The following is a 25,613-nucleotide window of genomic DNA, read 5'->3' on the forward strand; positions in this document are numbered from 1 at the left end:
TTAATTTCCCCCCATCGCTACAAGTAGCGCACCATCAAAAGCGTACACATACGTTTCTGTTACTTTCTTTCCCCAAATCGCTTCAATCGCTTCCTGATATAACGCCAATTGCCCTTTATATCGTCGCTTTAATTGTTCTTTCGGATCGCTCATCCATGACACGCGATCGGTTTTATAGTCAATTAAAACGAGCCCATGTTCATCTTCAAACACGCAATCAATAACCCCTTGAACGACAACTGTCTCGCCTTCCATTTCGTGCGCCAAATAAAACGGCACTTCCCGTTCAAGCCGAGTCGCCCGTTGCATTCGTTTACCAATCGGAGTGTGGAAAAAAGCAACGATGCTTTCTACATCAATAACCGTTGCCTGTTCTTCCGTTAGCCATTCACCGTTCACCATGCGCGCGATTTGCTCCCGCACCGTATCAACCGTCACTTCTTTTGTGACATCAACATGTTGCATCACAAGGTGCATCATCGTTCCTCGCTCCGCTGGCGTCATCATTTTCGCTTGCAAAAAGCGCGGACGGTCAACAAGCTCTTTTCGAAACGGCTGTTCTGCATGCCCACCGTATATGTCGCGCTGCCGCTTTAACTCCGATACGCTTTGTTTTGCCCTTAACACCGTTGCATCGGCATACGTATACGTCCAAAAAAGACGACGCTTTACTTCTTGTTCATATTCGCTTTTCATTGGTACAGGTTGCAGTTGTTGAATCGCCTCGACAATGTCTCGATGTTCATTCGCTTGCTCATCTTCTTGCTCAAGCGCATGCGCTGGCACGATGTGAATATCCCACAATGATGGATCATGAAGCACCGTTGAAGACGAACATATTCCTTGTGGGTGACGGGCTAATGCATAACCGATCCAATCCGCATAGCTTTTCGCCTTTTCAATCACATAAGCTGGCAATTCCCACGTTTGTATATAAGCAACTTCTTGCCATTTTTTCTTTTTCGCTTCCATATCTTTTGCGGTACAGACGATGTACAATTTTTCTTTTGCTCGCGTTAACGCAACATATAAAATACGCATTTCTTCCGCTAGCAGTTGCCATTTCATTTTTTTCTTTATCGCCAATTGTGCAACCGTCGGGTAGCTTGCTCGCCACGTCGGATGAACGAAGCGCATCCCTAGTCCGAAATCTTTATCTAATATATAGTCGCTGCGCAAATCTTGCATATTAAACGATTTTGCTGCACCTGCTAAAAAGACGACCGGAAACTCAAGCCCTTTACTTTTATGAATCGTCATCATGCGTACAACGTCTTCTTGTTCTGTCAACGATCGTGCAGCACCGAAATCGTCTTCTCGCTCTTTTAGCCGCTCAATAAACCGTAAAAAGCGGAAAATGCCGCGAAACGACGTTTGTTCATATTGTTTGGCCCGATCGTATAACGCGCGCAAATTGGCTTGTCGCTGTTTTCCGCCAGGCATCCCACCGACGTAATCGTAAAAATTCGTTTCTCGATACAATTGCCAAATCAAATCCGCAAGCGGTTTTTGTCTCGCCGCTGTGCGCCATTCGGATAACTTTGTCAACCACCGTTTCATTTTTTCACCGAGCGCTTCATCATCTTGAGGATGCTCGACAAAAGCACGCAACGCCTCATAAAAAGCCCCGTCTTTTTTCGCCAAACGAATGCGCGCCAACGCTTCTTCGTCTAAGCCAACAATCGGAGAGCGAAGTACCGCCGCAAGCGGAATGTCTTGATACGGATTGTCAATGACTTTTAAAAGCGACAACATGACCGACACTTCCGTCGCAGAAAAGTAACCGCTCGATAACTCGGCGTATACAGGGACGTTTTGCTTACGAAATTCTTCTAACATCGCTGAAGCTGATGACATCGAACGGCATAAAATAACGATGTCGCGATACATTAAGCGCCGTTCTCCTTTTAAACGACGATCGTAAACGAAAAACGGCTCAGCAAGCAACTGCTTAATTTTTTTAGCGATCCAGCGAGCTTCAAGCTGAATGGCCGTCACGTCCTCTTGTTCTTCTTCATCGCTTTCTTCTTTTGCTTCATTTATCCATACGCATTCAACCGGTACTTGTTTGTCAGGATAATCCTGCGCACCAAAGCGAAGCGCAGCATCGTCATCATAACGCATATCGCCGACCGTTTCGGTCATCAGTTGTCGAAAAATAAAATTTGTGCCGTCCAATATTTCTTTTCGGCTGCGAAAGTTTTTCGCTAAATCGATGCGAAGTCCACCGTCGCCATCTTTCGTAAACCGATTATATTTTTGTAAAAAAAGCGACGGTTCCGCAAGACGAAAACCGTAAATCGATTGTTTTACGTCTCCCACCATAAACATGTTGCCCGTTGCTTCATCATCGTTCGATACGAGCCGTAAAATCGACTCTTGCACCATATTTGTATCTTGATATTCGTCAACGAGCACTTCCGCAAATTGTGCTCGATAATAAAGAGCCGCTTCCGACGGCTTTAGCTCATGCCCGAGAGACGGAGCGCGTAAAATGCGTAAACAGTAATGTTCTAAGTCAGAAAAATCGACGATGCCTTTTTCATCTTTTTTCGCTTGCAGCAAATCAGCAAACCGTTGCACCATTTGTACGATCGTTGCCACAATCGGCTTCATTTCACGCAAATGACGCACGTATGTCGCAGGTTGAAACGAAAACAATTCCTCTGTTAAGCTGCTTATTTCTTTTTTCACTTGATCGCGCAATTTTTTTACATCTTCCACAAGCTGTTCATCATATGCGCCGTCTTTCGGCTTTCTTTTTGCCGTTGTAAACGACACGTTTTTCATTGCTTCATGTAGCTTTTGCCACGACTCATGGCGCGCTTCTTTTAGCTTTGCAATGACTTGTTCGTCGCTTGCGAGCGTATCGTATAAATAAGCGGGACCGCCCGGCTCTTTCGTTTTTTGCAACGCCTGCGCTAAGCGATATTCTGCTGCTTCAAGCGCCAAATCAACCGCTTGAAAAAGGTAATGGGCATACGGTAAGTCATCGATGCGCGCACCTTCTTCCACGTCATACATATGAACGATTTGTTGCAACCATCCACTTGGGTTTGGATGCGAACGTGAAAACTCGTATAATCGCAAAATAAGCGTCTGTAAATCCACATCTGTGCGATCGCTGGTATAGCGATCAACAACAGCTAAAAATGCTTCGTCGTTTTCTGCGTAATATTGTTCAAATAACGCTTCTAACACTTCTTCTTTTAATAACGCCATCTCTCCCTCATCCGCGATGCGAAACACCGGGTCGATGCCAATGACGTAATAATATTTGCGAATGACATCTAAACAAAACGAGTGAATCGTGGAAATGGACGCCTTTTGCAAAAGGCTGAGTTGTCTCCGTAAATGAAGCGAATGTGGTTCTTTTTCAAGCGCTCGCTCTAACGCTTCCCCGATGCGTTGGCGCATTTCCGCCGCCGCTGCATTTGTAAACGTGACGACAAGCAATCGATCGACATCGATCGGCTGTGTCGTATGCAATATTTTTTGAATGATGCGTTCAACGAGCACCGCGGTTTTTCCTGATCCTGCTGCCGCGGCAACGAGCGTATGCTGGCCTGTGGCGTAAATCGCTTGCCATTGTTCATCCGTCCATTGACTTTCTCGTGGTTTTGGCGGAATCACACAATCACTCCTTTAACCATTCATCAATCTGTTTCGGTGTTAATACGCGATATTGTTCCGCATCAATCCCTTCGTCAAATTGGCATACATCGCGAAACTCACAATATTGACATGCGGTTTTATTTTTTTGTTTGTACGGTGCAATATGCGTCACACCTTCGATCATTTGTTCGCCAACATCAACAATAAAGCGACGTACATGTTGCCGTAACATCGTAAATTGTTGCTCTGTTAACACTTTTGAATGTTGCGCAAACGTTCCATTTTTATTTAAACGGACAGGAACGATAAGAGAGCTTGTCCCCGGCTCTACATGCTCATCCATTAAGCGAACCGTTTTTTCATCTGCTAATACATATCCGCCCATTTTAAACTGTTCTAAAAACTTTTTCTCTAACTCATGTTCATCGAGCCATTCATTCACTTTTATCGTCGGATTATGAATCGGGAAGTATAACACTCCAGCTGGAAACGCCGATGTACCAACGAGCTTTTCCGCATACTCAAGCACAATATCTAAATAGGCCAACATTTGCAACGCTAAACCGTAATACACTTCCGTTAAATCGAGCGTCTTTTGCCTTGATTTATAGTCAATAATGCGGAGAAGCACCCCTTGTTCGCTCGTTGCTTGGTCGACGCGATCAATGCGACCGACAAACTGCAATACGGTTCCGTCCGACAATGTAAATGTAAGCGGTGGGAGCGGTTCTCCATCACCAAACCCTAATTCTACACCAATCGGCACAAAGCCGCTTCGCTTGGCGTGCTCGCTTAATACGGTCGTCGCTTTCGTCATAATCGTCTGTAACTTTTTCTTCATATATCGGTAGCGGTGTGTGCTTAACAACACTTCTTGTTGAATGTACGGGGCAATTTGCTCCACCGCCTCGTACGACAACTGTTCACATTGCTGTTTTGATAATTGACTCCACGGAAGTTGCTCTTGACGCAAACGATCGGCGATCACTTTTAACGCCTGATGAAACAACTGTCCCATGTCTGGCGCCTTCAATTGAAAAACCGTCCGTTCTTTTAACTTTAAGCCGTGCGCCGCAAAATGAGCGAACGGACAACGGTTAAACGTCTCCATACGTGAAATGCTCGCTTTCACTTTTTTTCCATATAACGCTTTCGCAAGCTGCTTATTTAAACGTTTCGCGCGATTTTCATAAAATAACGCACGTACAACGACCGCCATTCGTTCTTTCCATTGTTCATGTTGTACATAGGCATTGTATACATCCCACCATATCGGCTCAATGGCATATTGTCGCTTCCACGCTTCAAGTTGTTGCACGAGCGGACCGAGCGTTGCCACATCGTTTGTCACATACGTCAGCTGTTGTTGTAGTGGGAGTAAAAACGGATCCGTCCCCCATTGCATTTTTGTCACGTTCGGGAACATATCGGTCAGCCGTTTTATGAACATCGATGGCAACAACGTTTTTTCTTGCTCGTCAGAAAGCGCATACGTCACATATAAACGTTCAGACGGACTAACAAGCGCTAAATAAAGCAAAAACGGCTCATCAAGCAACCGCTCACGGCTTGCCGGAGCAACATGTAAAGAATAATGATGCAACAATTCACGATCCGTTTCCGACAACATGCCGTCATCATTTTTACGCATCGGAATGACGCCTTCATTTACCCCTACAAGAAACGTACAACGAATATTCGAAAGGCGCGAACGATCGAAATGCGCAATTAATACTTGATCCGTTGCCGGTGGCACGAGAGAAAACTGCAAACTTTCAAATCCCGTTTCGATAATCGTTAAAAATGTTTCAAGCGAAAGCGTTTCATCCCCTAATATTTCAACGTATTGATCGAGCAAGTCAATAAACGCTTGCCACACTTGTTCATGGTGGCGAGCTGCGGACAGATCACCTCTTTCTTCCGCTTCATCGCGCAACCGTTCTAATTTTTGCGGAATTTGAAGGTGTTCTGCATATGCATATAGCGCTTCACATTGCTCACGCCCCGTTTTTGCTTGTTTTAACCGCTGTTGTAAAACCAATAATGGTGAAATGACAAGTTTCCGCCATTCGTTTAATTGTTGTTCATATCGTTTTTCTTCATCAGTTTGAGGTGCATGCACACCTTCTAGCCCTTTATATTTACGATACGTCCAATGCTCCGTCCACTTATCCCCTTGGATGCCAGAAGCAAGCACATAGTTTTCAAGTTGATCCATCGCCATGCGCATATCATGTACAGACTGATCGAGGTGAAAAAAGAAATCTGTTTTCACAGCACGAAACACCGCTTCATAACGAAAATTTGTCCGCACCGCTTCCATACTTGCGCGCAACCATTCAATAAACGGATGATCGAGCATCGGTTCTTTTTCGTCAATAAAATACGGAATGCGATAGTCGGCAAACACTGTTTTTAACACGTTGCGATAATCTCCTACGTTACGAATCAATAAAGCGATGTCACGATAGCGATACTTTTCATCTCGTACAAGTCGAATGATTTCACGTGCAATGCCTTCCATTTCCGCTCGGCGTGTAGTCGCTTCTCCAATGACGATCGTTTCCGTTTGTTTTTCCCACTTACAGACAGGTCGATCATCGTAATGTGCTTCAAGATGACAGAGTTCTTCATGTTTATGGCGGACGTTGTGACGAAGTTGTTCTACTTTTTCAATCGGTACCCCATTTTGCAATGCGATATCGCGCAATTGCGCATACGTCCGCCACGTACTGCGAAAGACATGCAAATCATCCGGCAGTTGCTCATACGGGGCATCTAACGTGAGTGCAACGGTCACATGCGGGCAATGAATAAATAATTGTTCGATGACCATATATTCTTGCGGCGTAAATTCATAAAAACCGTCCATGTAAATGTGCGCGCGTTTCATATAAGAAGAATGGCGAATTTTTTCGGCAAGCAACCGTAAATAATCTTCCGAATCGACGTAATGATGCGCCATCTGTTGTTCAAATTGCTCAAAAATCATCGCTGTATCTTTTAATTTATCGGCAAGCACGGTTTCATTTGCGGTCGCATGGCGGCGCAGCTGCTCTTCCGTTTGTTTTAACGTCGCTGGCGTCACACAATACCGTTTATATTCTGTCAACATTTGTTCAAGTTGTTCAATAAAGCCGCGTTTATCCGCCGCTTTCCGAAACAACGTTAACTGCTCTTTTTGCTGTTCAACAATTTTCCTTAGCAACATATGTACGCCTGTTTGCGTTAAATGATGGCGGCTCATGCCGCCTGTCTCTTGAAAAATACGCCAAGCAAGGCGCGTGAAACTAAATACTTGTGCTCGAATCATTCCTTTGAGGCTACCGTTTATTAACGCGTACTCCGATTGAAACGTCATTTGTTCAGGAACGAGATAAATAATCGGATCGCCATCTGGTTTTTGTGCGAGTTGATCGATCATTTCTTTTAAACACATTGTCGTTTTTCCGCTTCCAGAGCGCCCGATCATGAAGCGTACAGCCATATCGTTCATCCTTTCTTTATTTTCCATCGTGCACCGCAAAACGTTGCTCGACTTTTTTTCCGATGTACCAAAGAAGAAAAATGGCGATTGCTGCAAAAATGGCGCGGAGCGGTTGGCGAATTAATGCCTCCACGTCATAGCCGATAAAACTAATCATAAAGACCATCACCATTTTTCCAAGCAACACGGCAAGCACATATTGTTGTACCGCAATGCCCGATAGCCCTGCAACAACATTGACCGCCGCAGATGGCGTAAACGGAAAACAAAGCAGTAAAAAGAGCGGACCGAAGCCACGTCGCTCAATCCAATGCATCATGCGACGAATCGTCGGATGGCGATGTAAAAAGGAGAAAAATCGTTGCCTCCCGATTTTTCGAACAAGGAAAAAGACGAGAAGCGAACCTGCGCTCGTTCCAAGCCATGAAATGAAAAATCCTTTCCAAAGCCCAAATGCCGCTGCGTTCGCCATCACAAAAACAAAGAGCGGCAAAAACGGCAAAAACGCCTCTGACATTGGTAGCACGATACCTGGAATAACGCCGAGCGAACGATATTGTACTAACATGTCGAGCATATGTTTTACTGTGAGCCATTGCTTTAATTCCTCTAAACTCATACTGTAACCCCTTTGCCACATGCTGATGTTTATATTGTACAAGTTTAGAGGAAAAGAGAAAACTACTACGACAATTCCTTTTCCCGTAAATATAATAAATACATCATTTTCCTTTCGCGTGCTTCGATTCGTTCGTTCATTTTTGTTCGCAACTGAGCGGTGCGATGTAGTTGGTTCACGAATGAATGATGCGAAATACATACCTCTAAGCTTTTACCATTTGAAAACGTAATGCGCGTTTTTCCACCTTGAACATGCTCATGATGACGAATATGTAAATGCGACAGCCATACACATTGAGGATTCATTGGGGAGATCGTTGGAAAAAAGAAAATTTCGTTCGTTGGTTCGATTGCAATCGGTGCTTTATGCGAAGTACCGATAATATGTCTCGCTCCATCTTTTCTTCCTCTTAAACTTGCGCCATAATACAAACAACTTTGCTCAATAATTTCCATTGGCTTTTGTTTGACGATAATTTCTCCATCTTCCTCTAACACTTTCGTCCACATTTGCTTATCGTGAAAAAACGGAAAAAGCCCCATCGTATAGCGCGTCAAATACAGATACTCGACGATGAGCATACCGCTCCCTCCCTTATATACATATTTCGACAATATTATACCATAAATATACGAAATTTTCATGAAAAATCCCCTCGTTTTTTTCGAGGGGATGTTATTTTATGCACCTGTAAATTGTTCTTCTTCTGTCGAGCCTTTTAGCGCCACAGTTGATGCTTGACCGCCCGTAATGACAAGCGATACTTCGTCAAAGTAACCTGTTCCGACTTCACGTTGATGGCGTGTAGCTGTGTAGCCATATTTTTCTGCCTCAAACTCCGCTTGTTGCAATTCGGAGTAAGCAGCCATGCCGCGATCGCGATAGCCATGTGCTAACATAAACATGCTGTAGTTGAGGGCGTGGAAACCAGCCAACGTAACGAATTGGAATTTGTAGCCCATTTTTCCGAGCTCCACTTGGAAGTTGGCGATCGTTTCGTCGTCCAACTTTTTCTTCCAGTTGAAGGAAGGCGAGCAGTTGTACGCAAGCAATTTGCCTGGGAATTTTTCATGAATCGCTTCCGCAAAACGACGCGCTTCTTCTAAGTTCGGTTCGCTCGTTTCGCACCAAATTAAATCAGCATACGGTGCATATGCCAATCCGCGCGCAATCGCTTGGTCTAATCCGGCACGCGTACGGAAGAAGCCTTCTGGCGTACGCTCACCTGTAATAAATTCTTGATCGCGCGGATCGATGTCGCTTGTAATTAAATCCGCTGCGTTTGCATCTGTGCGCGCAATTAATACGGTTGGGACGCCCATGACATCTGCCGCAAGTCGCGCCGCAATTAAGTTGCGAATCGCTGTTTGTGTCGGAAGCAACACTTTTCCACCTAAATGGCCGCACTTTTTCTCAGAAGACAATTGGTCTTCAAAGTGGACGCCTGCTGCTCCTGCTTCAATCATCGCTTTCATCAGTTCGAAGACGTTCAATTGACCCCCAAATCCTGCTTCTGCATCGGCAACGATCGGCAAGAAATAGTCGATATCTTCTTTTCCTTCCACATATTGAATTTGGTCAGCCCGTTGAAGCGCTTGATTAATGCGTTTCACAACGTGCGGCACGCTGTTTGCTGGATATAAGCTTTGGTCAGGATACATATGACCTGCTAAGTTCGCATCGGCTGCGACTTGCCAACCGCTTAAATAAATCGCTTTTAAACCAGCTTTTGCTTGTTGCACCGCTTGATTTCCTGTTAACGCCCCAAGCGCATGAACGTAGTCTTCCGTATTTAATAAGTTCCAAAGCTTTTCCGCTCCGCGACGCGCTAGCGTATACTCGATGTCAAGCGAACCACGCAATTTAATGACATCCTCTGCGCTATACGGGCGCGTAATGCCCTTCCACCGTTCATCCAATTGCCAACTTTCTTCTAATTGTTTTACACGTTCTTCAAATTTCCCCATATATATTCTCCCCCTTGTATTGAATAAAAACCCGTTGTTCAAACCGTGCACATGCCCCCCAAAAAGTTATGACGCTCTTTTCTCTATGTACGAGCTTTGATACATCTCCCACCCTTCTTGTTATAATACACTTTTTCCTTTTGACGTTTTTATTATATAACACAATTTTCAGAAAAGAAAGTATTTTTATGAATTTTTTTCAAAAAAAATTTGCCTTTCCTACTTTTGTTCTAAAGAAATAATGCGCTCTAAAATGGTCGGATGACTGTAACGAAACAGTTTGACAAGATAAGGTGGATGCACTTGGCTTAAACTAGAGCGAGTCAACTGTTGAAACGTCGAGATCGCTGCTTCTTTATTTTTCGTCAGTTCAATCGCATACTTGTCCGCCGCATGCTCTTCATAACGGGAAATAGCATTCATCGCAGGGCTTGCCGCAAAACTTAATAGCGAAATCAATAGTAAAAACATCGGTAAAGAAGCAAGTTCGTTCCATTTTTCAATGCGACAAAGCGCGCCAAAACGTCCAATCATTCGTTTCATCCATCGATTCGTCAACAGCAATCCGATAAATGTAACAACAATATATAATCCAATTCCCCAATAAATATGTTTCATGACGTAATGCGCCATCTCATGCGCCATAATAAATAAAATTTCATCTTCGCTTAACCGCTCAAGCGTCGTGTCCCATAACACAATACGCGAGTTGCCTCCGATACCTGTCACATACGCATTTAACGCGTTCGTCTTTTCTGACATATTTACTTCAAATACGTGTTCTGCTGGAATGTTTGCTTTCTCCGCTAGCGCTAAAATTTTTGCTTCTAGCTGTTTATTTTTCAGCGGATAAAAATCGTTATAAAGCGGATCAATAAACACAGGTTGAATAAACGTTAAAAAAAGCGTAAACGGAATGGAACAAAGCCACGCGTATATCCACCATCGTTTTTCGAATTTTTGCATAAGCGCATATAATACATACACAATGACAACCATGATCGCATAATTCACCCAAAAATCAATCAGTTCATCACGCATCCAACTCGAAAAGGTTTGGGTTGAAATATGGTACATTTTCGCCATGTAGTAACTTGCATAGCTAAGCGGAAACGTCACAACTTGTACAAGAAGCGATAACCAAAAGACGTAAATCGCCGTTTGCATAAACCGCCGTTTTGTCGTTGCCTCCGCCCATTGTTGAAAACGCGCTGACAAACCAAACAACAACACAAATATATAAATGACCCACTCATATGGAACAGATAAAAAAAATAAAAAGTTTTTTACTCCTGAAAACTGTTCAGCAAGCATCAGTTCTTTTTTCGTTAAAAACGTCGCAGGATCTGCACTTGTGCCTTTATATTGTGCTGGAATGGATGAGTCTGTCCATTGAAATAAATAAAACGCAAAAAATAGTGCGTACATCGCATAAAGGAATAACGTCCAAAAAGCGATTTTTCTCATTGCCCTTCCCCCCTTGTCCATCGTTACTATTAGTTTAGTTTTTCATTCACCATTTAGAACAACGAAAAAAAATTCAAATAATTGTCACGTCCCGTTCTCCTCATTAACACGTTGATTATGTATGATGAAAGTGGGAGGGATATACGTTGAAAAAACTATATATCGGCTTTTTTAGTTTACTTGCGATTTGTATTGGCATTGGTATATTTTATTTTTCTTTTTATCGGCAAGAAAAAATGGAGTTTCCAAAAAACGTGACAATGGAAACAGCATGGGGAAAACCGTATTCATTAAACGACATGGAGCCAAAAGTACGTCTACTTGAGTTTGTGTACACAAACTGTCCGGACATTTGTCCAAGTACGTCATTTCAAATGAAACAGTTAAAAGAACAGCTTGAAAAAGACGGTTTGTTTAAAAAGAAAGTCGAATTTATTACAATTACGATCGATCCAAAACGCGACACACAACAAGTGATGCAAACGTACGCGAACATGTTCGGAGTAGAAAGCGATAACGAAGGATGGATTTTTTTACGAGGTAGTGAAGAAGACACAAAAAAAGTAGCGGATGCTTTTAACTTCTTATATCGCGATCCCGGAAACGGCATGCTTATTCATACAACACTCACATACTTTTTAGACGAAAACAACCGCGTCATCGACACATTCGGCATGGGCGAAAAAGGGTTTGATAAAGAGAAAGTGTATAAAGAAATTGTAAAAGAGGCGAAATAGCCTCTTTTACTCTTGTACGATGACTTGCTGTATAATACTATATTACTATGTGAAAGAATAGAACTTTGGATCTATATGGGGGGGTATATCATATGAAAAGATGGAAAGACCGCAGTCTTATTTTTCGAACAGCTTTTTTACTTTCAATAATTGTTGCAATTATATCTATTACCGCTACAGGCACAATGCTATACCAAGTTTTAAAAGAGGAAAAAGAGCTTACAAAAGCGGTTGCCGTAGAAAAAACGGCTTCATACGCTCATAAAGTTGAAGGAATATTTAATGGAGCGCAAAAAGTTGTACAATCGTTTGGGGAGTATATGCTTTTTGCAAAAAGACATGGTCTCAACCGCGAACAAATATTGGAACATATGCACCATTTACTTGAGCGTAATGAGCAATTACTCGGCATTTATACGTTGTGGGAGCCAAATGCATTTGATGGAAAAGATGCGATGTACGTTAATAAAGAAGGACATGATGCAACAGGCCGCTTTGTACCGTATGTTGTCCGTAGCGATGGAGCAATCATTGTAGAAGCAAGCCGTGATTATGATAAAGAGGCGCCAGGGAATTATTATTTAACGCCAAAAAATACTAAAAAACCGTTATTGCTTGAACCGTACACATATGAAGTGAACGGAAAAAGCGTGTTGCTCACATCGCTCGTTCTCCCTCTCATTGACCCTGAAACAAATCAGTTTTTAGGTATTGTCGGGGTCGACTTTGAAGTGTCGTTTTTACAACAACTCGTAAGCAAAGAAAAACCACTCGGCGGGTTTTTAAACTTTATCACTGGTGATGGCACGATTATTGCAAGTGGCGCAGGAGAAAAGTTCATCGGAAAAACCATTACACTTGATAAAGGAAAAACTGTGCTGAAGCGCATCGCAAGTGGGGAGCATTTTACTGATGAAATTTACTCACAACTTCTTCAAGACGATATGTTGCGCGCTTTTGCACCTATCGAATTATCTTTGTTTGAAAAGGATTGGGCGCTCGTTTTATCCGTTCCATCTAGCACTGCATTTCAACGTATTGAAAAACTATTCGTGGACGGAGCAATTGGAATTTCAGCTTTAATTTTACTACTCGCGCTCTTTATCATTTTCACACTACGTCGTATTTTGCTTCCTGTACGTCATGCTGCACATATGGCGGAACAAATCGCTCAAGGTCGGTTAAATATTCAAATCGAAGCATTACCGAATAACGATGAAATCGGCACATTAACAAAAGCGATGAAAACAATGGTAAATCAACTTCGCGAGCAAATTAGAACATTGTCTGATGAAAGCAACCAATTATCAAACGAAGCCAGCCATATCGCGACAAACGCAAAACAAAATAGTGAAGCAAGCACATATGTGCATGAGGTAATGAGTGAAATTACAGAACGAACGGCGTCACAAACTGAAGCATTGCTTGAAAGTATGAGGGCGATGGAGGAGATGGCGACTGGAGTTCAAAAACTAGCCGAGTCGACATCGGAAGTAGCTGATTCAGCGAAAGAAATGTCCGATGAGGCAAAACAAGGAAAAGAGCAACTTGAACAAACCGTAAAACAAATGAAGCAAATCGAACAATCTTTCGCTCTTATTAACAAACAAGTGAATAATCTCACGTCATATTCTGAACAAATTGGACATATCGTTGCAGCGATTAGCGCCATCTCATCGCAAACAAATTTACTTGCTCTAAATGCCGCCATTGAAGCAGCCCGTGCTGGAGAAGCTGGGCGAGGATTTGCCGTCGTTGCAGAGGAAGTTCGAAAACTAGCTGAACAAGCAGATGAAGCAGCGAAACAAGTGAGCGACTTGATTAGCCATGTCCAGCACCAAGTACAAGAAGTGAAGGAAGTAACGAAGCAAGGAGCTGATGATATTAAAGAAGGAAGCATAGTGATTACAAACACCGCTCAAACCTTTGAACGAATTGTCCAAAAAACAGACATTGTTTCAGAAGAAATTCAAGAAATATCTGCGGCAACAGAACAAATGTCAGCTGGAGTGGAACAAGTCACCGCATCTATTGAAAACATTGTAGAAACAGCAACAGGTGTTCAACAAGAAATTCAAGAAGCGACAAATTCAATTGACGAACAAGCAAACATTTCAAAACAACTAGATGAATCCGCAAAACAACTTGCGCATATTTCGACGAAACTACAACAACTCATTCAACGCTTCACCTTGTAGATCAGCCATCGGCTGATCTACCTTGTGAAATATTTTTTTACAAAAATGAATCGACAATAAAAGAAGATTCACTTCGTATATCAACGCCTACATTATTACAGTATGGTACTACAAAATGGAATGTTTTTCCTAAATTAAAAATCATATTAACAGCGTCTTTCAAAAGCTTGAGGTAAGACGTCGTTCGCAGTTGATCGCAAAATTTAGCCTTTTTTATAAATTGGGGGATAAAATATGGACATTTACGTAGGTAGACAACCGATTTTTAATAAAAATTATGAAGTCATCGGATACGAATTGCTATATCGAAGTGGAGACAAAAATTTTTATGATGCGATCGATGGAGACAAAGCTACCATTGATGTATTGATCAACAGTTTTATGAACATCGGTATTGAAAAATTAACGAATGGGGCTCGTTGTTTTATTAACTTTACAGAAACTTTATTAAAAAAACAATTGCCCTTTCATTTTCCGAAAAATTTAGTCGTCGTCGAAATTTTAGAAAACATCCCATATTCAGAAGGATTGCTAGACATTTGCAGGAAACTAAAAACCGAAGGATATACGATTGCTCTTGATGATTTTATTTTTTTTGATCAATATATCCCTCTTTTTCCATACATTGATATAATAAAAATTGATTTCTCAAAGCAAAATGATTATAAACGATTTAAACCATACATTGATATGTACCATATTCACTTGCTCGCAGAAAAAATTGAAACAAGTGATCAACTAGAAGAAGCAGTTCGTAACGGTTTCTCTTGTTTTCAAGGTTATTTTTTCAGCAAACCGATTATAGTAAAAGAAAAGTCGTTGCCAAAAATCGCATACACATCTCGTTTATCTTTAATTACTCAATTAAATAAAAACGAACTAAACTTTGAAGAAATCGTTGCAACAATCGAAAGCGATCCTTCTTTAACATATCGGCTATTAAAAACCGTTAATTCGTTTTTTTTATCTTCTACTCCAAAAATCAAATCAATTCGACATGCAGCGATTTTATTAGGAACAAACCACTTAAAAAGCTGGCTTACCGTTTTAACGTTACAAGAGCCAAACGAGCCATTTAGAAATGAAGTAATTATTAATTGTCTTGTACGTGCAAAAACATTGGAGCAACTAGCTGAACTTATTCATTTGTGTGATGAAAAAGATGTTTTATTTTTTATGGGTATTTGTTCGTCTTTACATTTATTACTTCATCGCCCATTACATGAAATATTACAAGAACTACACGTTGACGAGGCAATTCAACAAGGACTAAATGGCTATCCTTGTATTTATTCACTTTTATACGACCTTGTTATCGCATTAGAAACAAACGATACAAAAAAAATAAGCGACTTGACAAACACATTAAATATCCCTATACAAGAAGCATTGGCTATTTACCAGCACAGTATCGAATGGGTTGTGCAACTAAAATTGTAGCCAATTTAGTTAATTAAAATCCCCGATGTAACTCGGGGATTTTTTATACGAGCACGGCGCGATCGCTCGCGAACTGACTGCCGCGAATGCGTTGAAACTCTTGTAAAAGCTTTTCAACCGTCAGTTTTTTCTTTTCTTCTCCACTTGCTTCAAAAATAATTTGTCCACCATCCATCATAATAAGCCGATTTCCTAATTGGACGGCTTGCTCCATATTATGCGTCACCATTAACGTCGTAAGGCGATGTTGTTCAACAATTTGTTTCGTTAAATCAGTAATGAGTTGGGCGCGCGCTGGGTCTAGCGCTGCCGTATGTTCATCAAGCAACAACACATGCGGCTTCGTAAACGTCGCCATAAGTAGCGACAACGCCTGCCGCTCCCCACCAGATAACAAACCGACTTTGGCGTGCAGACGATTTTCTAATCCAAGCTGAAGCGTAGCAAGCGTTTCTTTAAAAAATTCGCGTCGCTTTTTCGTCACACCGAAACGAAGTGTCCGCTTTTCTGTTCGGTTATAAGCGATCGCTAAGTTTTCCTCGATCGTCATATTTGGCGCGGTTCCTGCCATCGGATCTTGGAAGACACGCCCAATATAGCGCGCTCGCTCATGTTCACTCATCATTGTCACATCTTTTCCATCAATCACTACTTCCCCTGTATCTGGCGCCAGTCGCCCTGAAATAATGTTCATCAACGTCGATTTCCCCGCTCCGTTGCTGCCGATAATTGTAACAAAATCACCCGGCTGAAGCGACAGCTCGATATGTTTTAACGCGATTTTTTCATCAAGCATTCCTTCGTTAAATACTTTCGTAATCTGCTTGAGTTGAAGCAACGGCTGCACCTCGCTTTCTCGCTTTTCGCTGTTTTTCCGCACGCGCTGCGACCATTTGCGGAACAACGAGCGCTAAAATGACGATGAAGGCGGTAATGAGCTTTACATCACCTGTTTCTAAAAATTGGACACGTAACGCCAGCGTAATGACTATGCGATATACGATCGCCCCTAAAATGACAGCAAGCGTCGCCCGTACAATCGTTTTCGCCCCAAACAGCGCTTCCCCGATAATAACTGACGCTAAACCGATGACGATCATTCCAATGCCCATGCCAATGTCGCTAAATCCGCTATATTGCGCAATCAACGCCCCTGAGAATGCGACAAGTGCGTTTGACAAGCCAAGCCCGATGATAGTTAAACGGTCTGTATTGCCTGAAAAACTAGCAATCATTTTTTTATTGTCACCAACTGCTCGTAATGCTAACCCGACTTCCGTTTTTAAAAATAAATCAATAACGACTTTAGCGATCACTACTAACAACGTTCCAAAAACGATAACCGCCCATGTTTTCGGAGCGAACGGAACGATCATCGCTAGCGCTGCATCCACTCGTTGAAATTGAGCTGTCACCATCGTCATCACAGTTTCTTGCTGCAAAAGCGGAACGTTCGGTTTCCCCATAATGCGCAAGTTGATTGAATATAAAGCGATCATCATTAAAATGCCGGACAACAACGGATTAATTTTTCCTTTCGTATGCAAAAGACCTGTCATACATCCTGCAAGAAAGCCCGCCCCAAGCGCTGCAAGCGAAGCAATAAACGGATTGACACCAGCGACGATAAGGACGGAAGCAACAGCCGCTCCCGTCACAAAGCTTCCGTCCACCGTCAAATCGGGAAAATCTAAAATACGAAACGATATATACACACCAAGCGCCATAAGCGCATATAACAATCCTGCTTCTACAGAACTAAACAATGCTGTAATCATACGATCCATCCTTTACGTTATTCAATGAATTCCGCCATGCTATCCCATTCGCTTCTCCATTCCACACCCATCTCTTGCGCTGCTTTTTTATTAATGACAAGCTTTAACTTTTGCGGATATTGCACTGGAAGTTCGGACGGTTTTTTCTTTCCTTCTAAAATGTCAGCTGCCATCACTCCTGCTTCATAACCGATATCGTAGTAGTCAAAGCCGTATGCCGCAAAACCACCGCGTTTTACCGAGTCTAACTCCCCAACAAAAAGCGGGATGTCTTGATCGTTTGCAACTTGAATGACGGATTCAAGTGCAGAAACAACAGTATTGTCTGTAATAACATAAAAACAATCCACTTTGCCGACTAACGATTCCGCTGCTTGTTTCACTTCCGCCGATGTCGACACCGACACAGGTACGATCGTTAAATCGGTTCCCTCCATCGCTTTTTTCACCGCATCCACTTGCGCGACGGAGTTTTGTTCACCAGCGTTATAAATCATCCCGACGCGATTTCCATCAACAAATTGATCAATAAATTGCACCGTTTTCGGAATGGCGTCTGGATGTGTATCTGTCGTCCCTGTCACGTTTCCGCCCGGCTGTTCCATCGACTGTACAAGCTTCGCGCCAACCGGATCCGTCACAGACGTAAAGACGATCGGAATATCTTTCGTTGCATTTAATGCACCAAGCGCACTCGGTGTTGAGTTCGCGAAGATTAAATCGACGCCATCTGCCACAAAGTTGTTTGCGATCGTTTGGTTATTGTTCATATCTCCTTGCGCAATTTGCACATCGTATTCCACTTTTAATCCTTTATCTTCAAGCGCCTTTTTAAATCCGTTAAACGCCGCATCAAGCGATGGATGTTCAACAATTTGCGTCACGCCGACTTTATACGTTTTTTCTTTTTCCCCACTCGTTTCTTTCGTCGTTTTCTCTCCGGAACATCCAGCAAGCACGCTGCCGGCAAGCAACAACGCCCCACACGTTTTCAACCACTTCATTTGTATCCCCCTTACTTTTTCGCTGTTTCGCTTTTATGCGTTAAATTATACAAATATATTTTCTAAATATCAAGTAAATTCTTGAAATTTTCATAAAAAATAAAACGGTGCTTATTGTGCACCGCTTTGGGAGACGACTTGTTCTTTTAATGCGCGTCTTAAAATTTTTCCTGTCGTATTTTTTGGCAATTCATCTAAAAATTCAATTGAACTCGGTACTTTATATTTCGCTAAATGCTCGCTGCAATACGCGATGAGCTGTTGTTCAGTCAACTGTTTATTTTTACTCACAACGTAACATTTCACCGCTTCACCAAAATTCGGATCAGGGACGCCAATGACAGCCGCTTCAACAACATCTGGATGGCTGTACAATACTTCTTCCACTTCACGTGGATATACGTTGTACCCACCGACGATAATCATATCTTTTTTCCGATCGACAATATAAAAATATCCTTCCTCATCCATTTTTGCTAAGTCGCCTGTATATAGCCAACCGTCGCGAATCGTATGCGCCGTTTCTTCCGGCATTTTATAATATCCTTTCATCACATTCGGACCGCGTACGATGAGTTCCCCCACTTCCCCAACAGGTACTTCTTCTCCTAATTCATTGACAATTTTATTTTCGACATTCATAATGCTCGTTCCGATCGAGCCTGGTTTGCGCGGACGATCGAGCGGATTAAAACATGTAACTGGCGAAGCTTCTGAAAGTCCATACCCTTCGGAAACGATCACCTGAAACTTTTTCTCAAAGTTTTTCAATAATGCAACAGGCATTGACGCACCGCCTGAAATGCATAGACGCATATGTGCAAAGTCTTCCGCTTTTCCGTCTGGATACTGATATAAAAAGTTATACATCGTCGGTACGCCTGCAAACACCGTCGCTTTTTGTTCACGCGCTACTTTAAACACTTCCGCTGGGCTAAATTTCGGAAGAATCAGCACCGTTCCGCCATTCGTAAGCGGTGCATTAAGCGCAACCGTTAAACAAAACACATGAAACATCGGCAACGTCGCAATGACGCGGTCATCTTCGTTTATTTTTAGGTAATCAGCTACATCTTGAGCGTTGCTGTAAAGATTTTTATGCGTCAACATCGCTCCTTTCGGCTTTCCAGTCGTCCCTGATGTATATAAAATAACTGCTACATCGTCATCGTGAAGCTCTGGCCCGAAAAACGGAACTTCACCTGTCGCTAACACCGTTATAAACGATTTCATTTTTTCGGGCAAAACGATTCCATGTTCTTTTCCTTGCGGCGTTTCGCAAATAATGATATGCTCGACGCTCGGTAAGCGTCCGTCAAGCTTCATCAGCGTCGGAATGACTAGATCAAGCGCAATGACAACTTTTACATCGCCGTTCGTTAAAATGTAATGAATTTCATCAGCTGTATAAATTGGATTAATTGGAATGACTGTCGCCCCGGCGCGCATCGCACCGTACAAACTGACGATAAAATACGGTGAATTGCCTAATAACAACGCCACATGGTCTCCTTTGTTTACCCCGAGCTTTGCTAGACCGCTCGCAAACTTCATAACTGCTCCGTTCAACTCGCCATACGTCGCCTCAGTTGTTTCAAACACGTATGCTCGCTTGTCCGGCTTTTGTGATGCGATTTGTTCTAACCGTGAAACTAAATTCATTTTCTCCCCACCCCTCTTAATGAATGAATAGTCATTCATTTTAAAATTAAAAAAATTCTAAATGTATTATATTTTAAAATAAAAAAACAAGCAAGTAGGACATTGTCGTGCAAACGATCACGTCTTGCCTCTCCTAGGTGGGTAAAAAAAGAAAGCGGGGGCTCTCCCCGTTAAAATGACAACGACCGCATTTGGCTATCTGTTGCTCGCAACAGTTCTCCCCATGTTCGATAACCGTGCATGCGAAATTGTTCTAATAGCTCAACGAATAAATACGCGGTCGTAAGCGCATCGCCAAGGGCGGAATGTCGCTCGTACATGCGCGTACCGAACGCTTGTGCATAGCGCTCTAAATCGCGCATATCATATGATGGCGCAATAAAGCCAATTAAATCGAGCGTATCAATAAACGTCGGCTTGTGAAATTTCATTTTTTCGCGGCGCAATTCATGTTTGATGACCAATAAATCGAATGGAATGTAATGGCCGACAAAACAGGCGCTTTGTTTTTGTTCAACAAACTGGAAAAATTGTTGCAACACCTCGATTGCGATGGGGGCATGTCGCACTTTTTCTTCCGTAATGCCTGTTAACTCTACAATGACAGGCGGAATGTCGCGGTTTGGATTCACATACGTATGAAACGTCTCATTTTCAAGCACCGTCGTTCCTTTCACTTGCACCGCACCAATTTCAATTAATCGATCGGTCGTTGCGACATCAAATCCCGTCGTTTCTGTATCAAATACGGTAAAAATAATATCATCGATCGGTGTCGATAACGGGATGTTGTCGTTCAACTTGCAGTCAATCGCCTTTCGTAAAAAAAAACATGTTCATCCCCCTTAAAAACGAGACAATAGCTGCGTTTGTAGTTGTTTTAACGTTTTTAAACTTAAAATCAATTCATCTTTCTCTCGCGTTGTCATTGTCGTAAACGATAAAACCGATGATGCTTGTTGATTTGCTTTATATTGATTCCATTTATAACGAACGTAAATGGCTAATACGTTTTCGGCAGCTTTTTGTACGTCTTTCGCAAACGACGGAGACAACGCATGTTTGTCTTTTAGCTTCTCAATCCGTTCGAACGGTGTGCCAGACACAACCCCGTAAATGAGTCCTAAAATTTGCACGCTATGGTGATATGGAAACAGCACTTCTTTTTTCATATCAATCGTTTTCCGTTCGAGCCCAAAGAGCGAGCGAATCGGGCGATCAAGCGTTGGAATTTCATGCTGCCTTTCCACTTCGACAAGGCGGAAGAAAAACATTTTCGCACGGTTCAACTGTTCGCGAATCATCTGTTCAAACGCGCGATGCAACTCTATTTCCCCATATACAAACCGATATGAAAAAAAGTTTTGCGCCAATAACAAATTGTCATTTGTCGCATGAATCATCCACTCGCGCAGCCTGTCTCTCCACACTTCAAGAGAACCGCGCCACGCTTCTTCACTCGCCATCATTTTTCCTTTGCATCGCTCATATCCAGCCTTCTCCATAAAGCGCACCATCGCCTCACCAAGCTGAGCAAAATACGAAGCATATTCGTCGCTTTCATAGACGAGAAAATGGTCCTGATCGGTCAATAAAAATTGCTCTCTCCGTCCACCTGAACCCATTAAATAAAAAGCAAAGCGACACGGCGGCTCCCCTACTTCGTTTAGCGCTAACGCCATACAACGCCATACGAGCCGATCGTATAATTTCGTAATCATATTTAAACATTGTGCAATTGGTACTTGATCGCGTAGCATCGTCGCTAATAACTCGTAAATGGCAGTTTTCATTTTTGGTAACGTCCGTTCATCTGCATAATCAATTTGTTGAATGGTACGCATGATGCTTTCGTTTTTCTTTCGCATTAAATCGGAAAATGTCACAATTCCTTCTACTTTTCCGTCATCAACAACAGGTAAATGCTTTACTCCACGCTCAATCATCATCGCAAGCGCATCGTAATAATACGCAAAGCGCGAAATCGTCGCCACATCTTTTGTCATCACCTGTTCAACAACCGTATCGTACGGAAGAGACTGTCCGAGCACTCGTTCGACAAGATCCGTTTCCGTTAAAATTCCACATAACGTTTGTTCGTCTGTCACGACGATCGAACTAATATGAGTCGCCGCCATTTTTTTCGCCGCCTCTTGTACCGTTGCGGTGGGCGGTAAAGTGACGACATCGCGAACCATTAAATCTTGTACGGGAACGACAAATGATGTTGAATCGCCAAATTTACGCGCCTGCTTTATTTGTTCTGCAAGCGAAACGTATACATCTTTTAAACGGACGCACGCCTGTGTAAGCAAGTAATCGTGTACATTCGGATCATCCCATAACCGTGTTAACACGGAAAACGGCATGACAAGCACTTCACATCGTTCCGCCGCCCGTACCGCAACGAGCTCTTCTTTTCCATCGCTTTTCGATACACCTAAAAAATGGGCTAAGCTTGAAAATCCGATCAATCCCCCTTTTTGCACAACTTCAAGCACTTCATCATATCCTTCATGCTCGACGTACACTTCCGCTACCCCGTCAAGCAACAAGACAAGACCTTTACGTCGCTCATTTTTTCCTAAAATCATTTCATCTTTTTCAAACGTTTTTTGTTCGCACTCAGCAAGAAGTTTTTCCATCTCTTGTTTTGAAACACCGCTAAATAACGGATGCATTCATTCCCCTCCCTTATAAAAACAGCATCTGTTTGCACAGACGCTGTTTTATCTCAGACGGTTAATTTCCGATTATTTTGTAAGCGTTATCACTTACATTTTCCCTCCTTTCCGATTCATCGTCAAGTTTATATTAAAAATTTTCTGAATTTTAATTATAAAAACAAGGTAGCTGATCGCTACCCTTCCCATGTCCATCTTGTTTTTGCTAATTGCACATCGCCATGGAAAATCGTTTTTGCTTCGTCGACAAGTTGTTCAACGTTACCGAAATGAGGTAAGTGCGTTAGTAGCAATGTTTTAACGCCAGCGTCGCGCGCGATCGTTGCCGCTTCCTCGCTCGTCATATGCCCGGCTTGTTTCGCATGTTGCCCGGCATAAAAGTTGCATTCGCAAATCAGTACGTCCGCATGTTTTGCAAAAAGAACAAACTCAGGCAAATAACTAGAATCTGCTGTGTATACGACCGTTTTTTCTCCCGCATGAATGCGCATCGCATAACAAACAGCTGGATGTTCTGTCGGCATAAACGTAATCGTAAATGGACCGATATGAAGCTCATCGTTCGGATCGTACGCCACCGCTTTCGTCACTCCTTTATGAGCAAGGCGTGCGAATCCATCCCGATCAAACGAATGTCCATAAATAGGAAGCTCAGGCAAATGTGCGCCTAAATTTTTCTTAATGAGTCGCGCGTATTGAAGCGGTCCAATATCTGCGACATGGTCGTGATGATAATGCGATATGATAACCGCATCAATTTGCTCAATGTCAATGACGTTTTGAAGTTGCGCTAACGCCCCGCTTCCGCAGTCGACTAACAGGCGAAAACCGTCGTGTTCAAACAAATAACATGACGTTGCTTCATTTTTTTTCGGAAACGCCCCCCAATAGCCGATCACTGTCACTTTCATATGTATTCACCTTCCTTACAAAAATGTGTACAACTACACAATACCAAATTTCTGAACAAATTTCACATATACAAATGTTATAAAACAACTATTGACAAATATATATCTGTTATAATACAATGAAATCAACAAAAGCAAAGGGGATGGGGAGTTATGTTAGAAAAAATGTCTGAATTTTATAAAAAGTTACCACCGAAAACATGTTGCGAGTGCGGCGAAGAAATGGAAGAACAACACGAATGTTACGGAAACGTTTGTGCGCAATGTTTAAACGTTTCTTGTTAAAGTAAAAAAGCAGCCTGCGCGGCTGCTTTTTACTTTAACTTATATACACGTGCTTCATACGGTTTTAGCACAATCGTGTCAATCGATTCATTTTCATCGACCGTATAGTTGCTAATAAGCAATTGCTTTTCGGTAAACGTGATATGTGACGGCAATGTAAACGTTGGCTGCTCGCTGCTAAAGTTTGTGATGACAAGCAGCTGCTCATCGTTGAACTTGCGCACGTATGCATAAATTTGTTCATCATCTTCAAGAAGTAACTCGTATGAACCGTACACAATAATCGGATGCTCTTTTCGGAGACGAATGAGCTTTTTGTAATAATGAAACACCGAGTTTTCATCTTTCAACGCTTGTTCGACGTTAATGTCGCGATAATTCGGATTTACATTAATCCACGGCGTGCCTGTCGTAAAGCCTGCATGTTCTGTCGCATCCCATTGCATCGGTGTGCGCGCATTATCGCGACCGCGGTAATGAATCGCCTTTAATATTTTGTCTGGATCATACCCTTTGTTTACTACAACATCGTTCCATAAGTTAATCGTTTCCACGTCACGATAATATTCAATGGACGGGAAAGAAACGTTCGTCATACCGATTTCTTGTCCTTGATAAATGTATGGCGTTCCTTGCATCATATGTAGCCATGTCGCTAACATTTTTGCGCTTTCTACATGATACGTTTTGTCGTCACCAAAACGCGAAACAGAACGCGGTTGATCGTGATTTTCTAAATAAAGAGAGTTCCAACCTTTCCCGTGCAGTTCAACTTGCCATTTGCTCATAATTTTTTTCAAGTCGGTCAATTTCCACGGTTGAATGTCCCATTTCCCAAGCGGACTTCCTGGCTTCGAATCAACATCCATATGCTCAAATTGAAACAACATATTCATAACGCCATCTTGCTCGTTCGTAAATCGAATCGCATCGTCTGTTGTGACCATCGGCGTTTCTCCGACCGTCATAATGTCATATTTACTTAACACTTTCTCTTTCATTTCACGCAAATAGTCCATTAACTTCGGTCCGTTCACAAAATATTGTCCGCCCCATTGATAACGATCGTTTGGATTTGTCACCGGCGCATCTGGCAAACCTTCTACTTTCGATAATAAGTTGATAACATCCATCCGAAATCCGTCAATGCCACGATCTAACCACCATGTCATCATGTTGAAAATTTCTTCGCGCACCTTTTCGTTTTCCCAGTTTAAATCTGGTTGTTTTTTCGAAAATAAATGTAAGTAATATTCCCCTGTCGCTTCATCATATTGCCAAGCTGAACCGCTAAAAAACGATTGCCAATTGTTCGGCTCTTTTCCGTCTTTTCCTGGACGCCAAATGTAATAGTCGCGGTACGGATTGTCTTTTGATTTGCGCGATTCAATAAACCAATGATGTTCATCAGACGTATGGTTGACGACTAAATCCATCACTAATTTCATCCCGCGGGCATGCATTTCGTGAAGCAGTTCGTCCCAGTCAGCGAGCGTACCAAACTCGTCCATAATGTCTTGGTAATCGCTAATATCATAGCCGTTATCGTCGTTTGGCGACTTATAAACAGGCGACAGCCAAACGACATCGACGCCAAGCTCTTGCAGATAATCTAATTTTTCAATAATGCCGCGCAAATCGCCAATTCCGTCCCCATTTGAATCTTTAAAACTGCGCGGATAAATTTGGTATACAACTGCTTCTTTCCACCATTGTTTCGTTTTTGGAATCGATTCCATCTTCTTCTCCCCTCTCC

18 protein-coding genes are annotated in these 25,613 nt (G+C 42.4%); 4 read left to right on the top strand and 14 right to left on the bottom strand.

Translation table 11 applies throughout. The features are described from left to right. The 6 genes from addA to NSS60_RS11865 form a co-directional block, all read right to left on the bottom strand. Positions 1-3,633, bottom strand: coding sequence for a helicase-exonuclease AddAB subunit AddA (addA, locus tag NSS60_RS11840; protein ID WP_004892050.1), 3,633 nt, complete (start codon positions 3,631-3,633; stop codon positions 1-3). A 4-nt stretch (positions 3,634-3,637) separates the two neighbouring features. After that, positions 3,638-7,102, bottom strand: coding sequence for a helicase-exonuclease AddAB subunit AddB (addB, locus tag NSS60_RS11845; protein WP_080601166.1), 3,465 nt, complete (start codon positions 7,100-7,102; stop codon positions 3,638-3,640). A 16-nt stretch (positions 7,103-7,118) separates the two neighbouring features. Next, positions 7,119-7,721 carry a TVP38/TMEM64 family protein gene (locus NSS60_RS11850; RefSeq protein WP_004892054.1) on the bottom strand — a complete coding sequence of 201 codons (603 nt, stop codon included), beginning with the start codon at positions 7,719-7,721 and terminating at the stop codon, positions 7,119-7,121. A gap of 65 nt (positions 7,722-7,786) precedes the next feature. Then, positions 7,787-8,305: a competence protein ComK gene (locus tag NSS60_RS11855; protein WP_004892059.1), complete on the bottom strand. Its 519-nt coding sequence runs from the start codon at positions 8,303-8,305 to the stop codon at positions 7,787-7,789. Positions 8,306-8,404: 99 nt separating this feature from the next. Then, entirely contained in the window at positions 8,405-9,691 is a 1,287-nt protein-coding gene (aceA, locus tag NSS60_RS11860) for an isocitrate lyase (protein WP_004892062.1), read from the bottom strand. Between the two features lie 219 nt (positions 9,692-9,910). Further along, on the bottom strand, positions 9,911-11,158 hold the full coding sequence (locus tag NSS60_RS11865) for a M48 family metallopeptidase (protein ID WP_004892067.1): 1,248 nt from the start codon (positions 11,156-11,158) through the stop codon (positions 9,911-9,913). 146 nt (positions 11,159-11,304) lie between these two features. Between NSS60_RS11865 and NSS60_RS11870 the strand changes: the two genes are divergently transcribed. The 3 genes from NSS60_RS11870 (at position 11,305) to NSS60_RS11880 (ending at position 15,533) form a co-directional block, all read left to right on the top strand. Continuing rightward, complete coding sequence (locus tag NSS60_RS11870; RefSeq protein WP_004892068.1) at positions 11,305-11,895, top strand: SCO family protein; 591 nt, start codon at positions 11,305-11,307, stop codon at positions 11,893-11,895. A 92-nt stretch (positions 11,896-11,987) separates the two neighbouring features. Further along, the gene (locus NSS60_RS11875; protein WP_035018857.1) at positions 11,988-14,093 is read left to right on the top strand and encodes a methyl-accepting chemotaxis protein; all 2,106 of its coding nucleotides are present in this window, start codon (positions 11,988-11,990) and stop codon (positions 14,091-14,093) included. Between the two features lie 234 nt (positions 14,094-14,327). Continuing rightward, positions 14,328-15,533, top strand: a complete 1,206-nt coding sequence (locus tag NSS60_RS11880; RefSeq protein WP_004892074.1) for an EAL and HDOD domain-containing protein — start codon at positions 14,328-14,330, stop codon at positions 15,531-15,533. A 43-nt stretch (positions 15,534-15,576) separates the two neighbouring features. Here NSS60_RS11880 and NSS60_RS11885 read toward each other — a convergent pair whose 3' ends face one another. The 7 genes from NSS60_RS11885 to NSS60_RS11915 all read right to left on the bottom strand — a co-directional run bounded on the left by NSS60_RS11885 (position 15,577) and on the right by NSS60_RS11915 (position 23,572). Beyond that, positions 15,577-16,371: an ABC transporter ATP-binding protein gene (locus NSS60_RS11885; protein WP_004892077.1), complete on the bottom strand. Its 795-nt coding sequence runs from the start codon at positions 16,369-16,371 to the stop codon at positions 15,577-15,579. Continuing rightward, positions 16,337-17,311: an ABC transporter permease gene (locus tag NSS60_RS11890; RefSeq protein ID WP_004892080.1), complete on the bottom strand. Its 975-nt coding sequence runs from the start codon at positions 17,309-17,311 to the stop codon at positions 16,337-16,339. Before NSS60_RS11890 ends, NSS60_RS11885 begins: the two co-directional genes overlap by 35 nt. Before the next feature lie 17 nt (positions 17,312-17,328). Further along, positions 17,329-18,315 (bottom strand): ABC transporter substrate-binding protein, encoded by a 987-nt coding sequence (locus NSS60_RS11895; RefSeq protein WP_004892083.1) that lies wholly within the window; start codon positions 18,313-18,315, stop codon positions 17,329-17,331. A gap of 111 nt (positions 18,316-18,426) precedes the next feature. Next, positions 18,427-19,977, bottom strand: coding sequence for a fatty acid--CoA ligase family protein (locus NSS60_RS11900; RefSeq protein ID WP_340720878.1), 1,551 nt, complete (start codon positions 19,975-19,977; stop codon positions 18,427-18,429). 170 nt (positions 19,978-20,147) lie between these two features. Then, on the bottom strand, positions 20,148-20,777 hold the full coding sequence (locus NSS60_RS11905; protein ID WP_232467153.1) for a 3'-5' exonuclease: 630 nt from the start codon (positions 20,775-20,777) through the stop codon (positions 20,148-20,150). Positions 20,778-20,822: 45 nt separating this feature from the next. Next, the gene (locus NSS60_RS11910) at positions 20,823-22,658 is read right to left on the bottom strand and encodes a DUF294 nucleotidyltransferase-like domain-containing protein (RefSeq protein ID WP_004892089.1); all 1,836 of its coding nucleotides are present in this window, start codon (positions 22,656-22,658) and stop codon (positions 20,823-20,825) included. A 179-nt stretch (positions 22,659-22,837) separates the two neighbouring features. After that, positions 22,838-23,572 (bottom strand): MBL fold metallo-hydrolase, encoded by a 735-nt coding sequence (locus tag NSS60_RS11915; protein ID WP_004892092.1) that lies wholly within the window; start codon positions 23,570-23,572, stop codon positions 22,838-22,840. Between the two features lie 153 nt (positions 23,573-23,725). Here NSS60_RS11915 and yhfH point away from each other — a divergent pair, with 153 nt between their 5' ends. Next, a complete protein-coding gene (gene yhfH, locus NSS60_RS11920) occupies positions 23,726-23,857 on the top strand; it encodes a protein YhfH (protein WP_064498958.1) in 132 nt (43 codons plus the stop codon). A 29-nt stretch (positions 23,858-23,886) separates the two neighbouring features. Here the strand turns inward: yhfH and NSS60_RS11925 are convergent, their stop codons facing one another. Beyond that, the gene (locus NSS60_RS11925; RefSeq protein ID WP_004892095.1) at positions 23,887-25,596 is read right to left on the bottom strand and encodes a glycoside hydrolase family 13 protein; all 1,710 of its coding nucleotides are present in this window, start codon (positions 25,594-25,596) and stop codon (positions 23,887-23,889) included. Between the last annotated feature and the right edge of the window lie 17 nt (positions 25,597-25,613).

Source organism: Anoxybacillus sp. FSL W8-0382, assembly GCF_038003845.1.
Taxonomy (GTDB): Bacteria; Bacillota; Bacilli; order Bacillales; family Anoxybacillaceae; genus Anoxybacillus; species Anoxybacillus flavithermus_G.

Coding starts and splice junctions, on each gene's coding strand:
- addB (WP_080601166.1), bottom strand. CDS start 7,102: ATGGCTGTACGCTTCATGATCGGGCGCTCTGGAAGCGGAAAAACGACA.
- NSS60_RS11850 (WP_004892054.1), bottom strand. CDS start 7,721: ATGAGTTTAGAGGAATTAAAGCAATGGCTCACAGTAAAACATATGCTC.
- NSS60_RS11865 (WP_004892067.1), bottom strand. CDS start 11,158: ATGAGAAAAATCGCTTTTTGGACGTTATTCCTTTATGCGATGTACGCA.
- NSS60_RS11890 (WP_004892080.1), bottom strand. CDS start 17,311: ATGATTACAGCATTGTTTAGTTCTGTAGAAGCAGGATTGTTATATGCG.
- NSS60_RS11855 (WP_004892059.1), bottom strand. CDS start 8,305: ATGCTCATCGTCGAGTATCTGTATTTGACGCGCTATACGATGGGGCTT.
- aceA (WP_004892062.1), bottom strand. CDS start 9,691: ATGGGGAAATTTGAAGAACGTGTAAAACAATTAGAAGAAAGTTGGCAA.
- NSS60_RS11915 (WP_004892092.1), bottom strand. CDS start 23,572: ATGAAAGTGACAGTGATCGGCTATTGGGGGGCGTTTCCGAAAAAAAAT.
- NSS60_RS11900 (WP_340720878.1), bottom strand. CDS start 19,977: ATGAATTTAGTTTCACGGTTAGAACAAATCGCATCACAAAAGCCGGAC.
- yhfH (WP_064498958.1), top strand. CDS start 23,726: ATGTTAGAAAAAATGTCTGAATTTTATAAAAAGTTACCACCGAAAACA.
- NSS60_RS11875 (WP_035018857.1), top strand. CDS start 11,988: ATGAAAAGATGGAAAGACCGCAGTCTTATTTTTCGAACAGCTTTTTTA.
- NSS60_RS11910 (WP_004892089.1), bottom strand. CDS start 22,658: ATGCATCCGTTATTTAGCGGTGTTTCAAAACAAGAGATGGAAAAACTT.
- NSS60_RS11895 (WP_004892083.1), bottom strand. CDS start 18,315: ATGAAGTGGTTGAAAACGTGTGGGGCGTTGTTGCTTGCCGGCAGCGTG.
- NSS60_RS11925 (WP_004892095.1), bottom strand. CDS start 25,596: ATGGAATCGATTCCAAAAACGAAACAATGGTGGAAAGAAGCAGTTGTA.
- NSS60_RS11880 (WP_004892074.1), top strand. CDS start 14,328: ATGGACATTTACGTAGGTAGACAACCGATTTTTAATAAAAATTATGAA.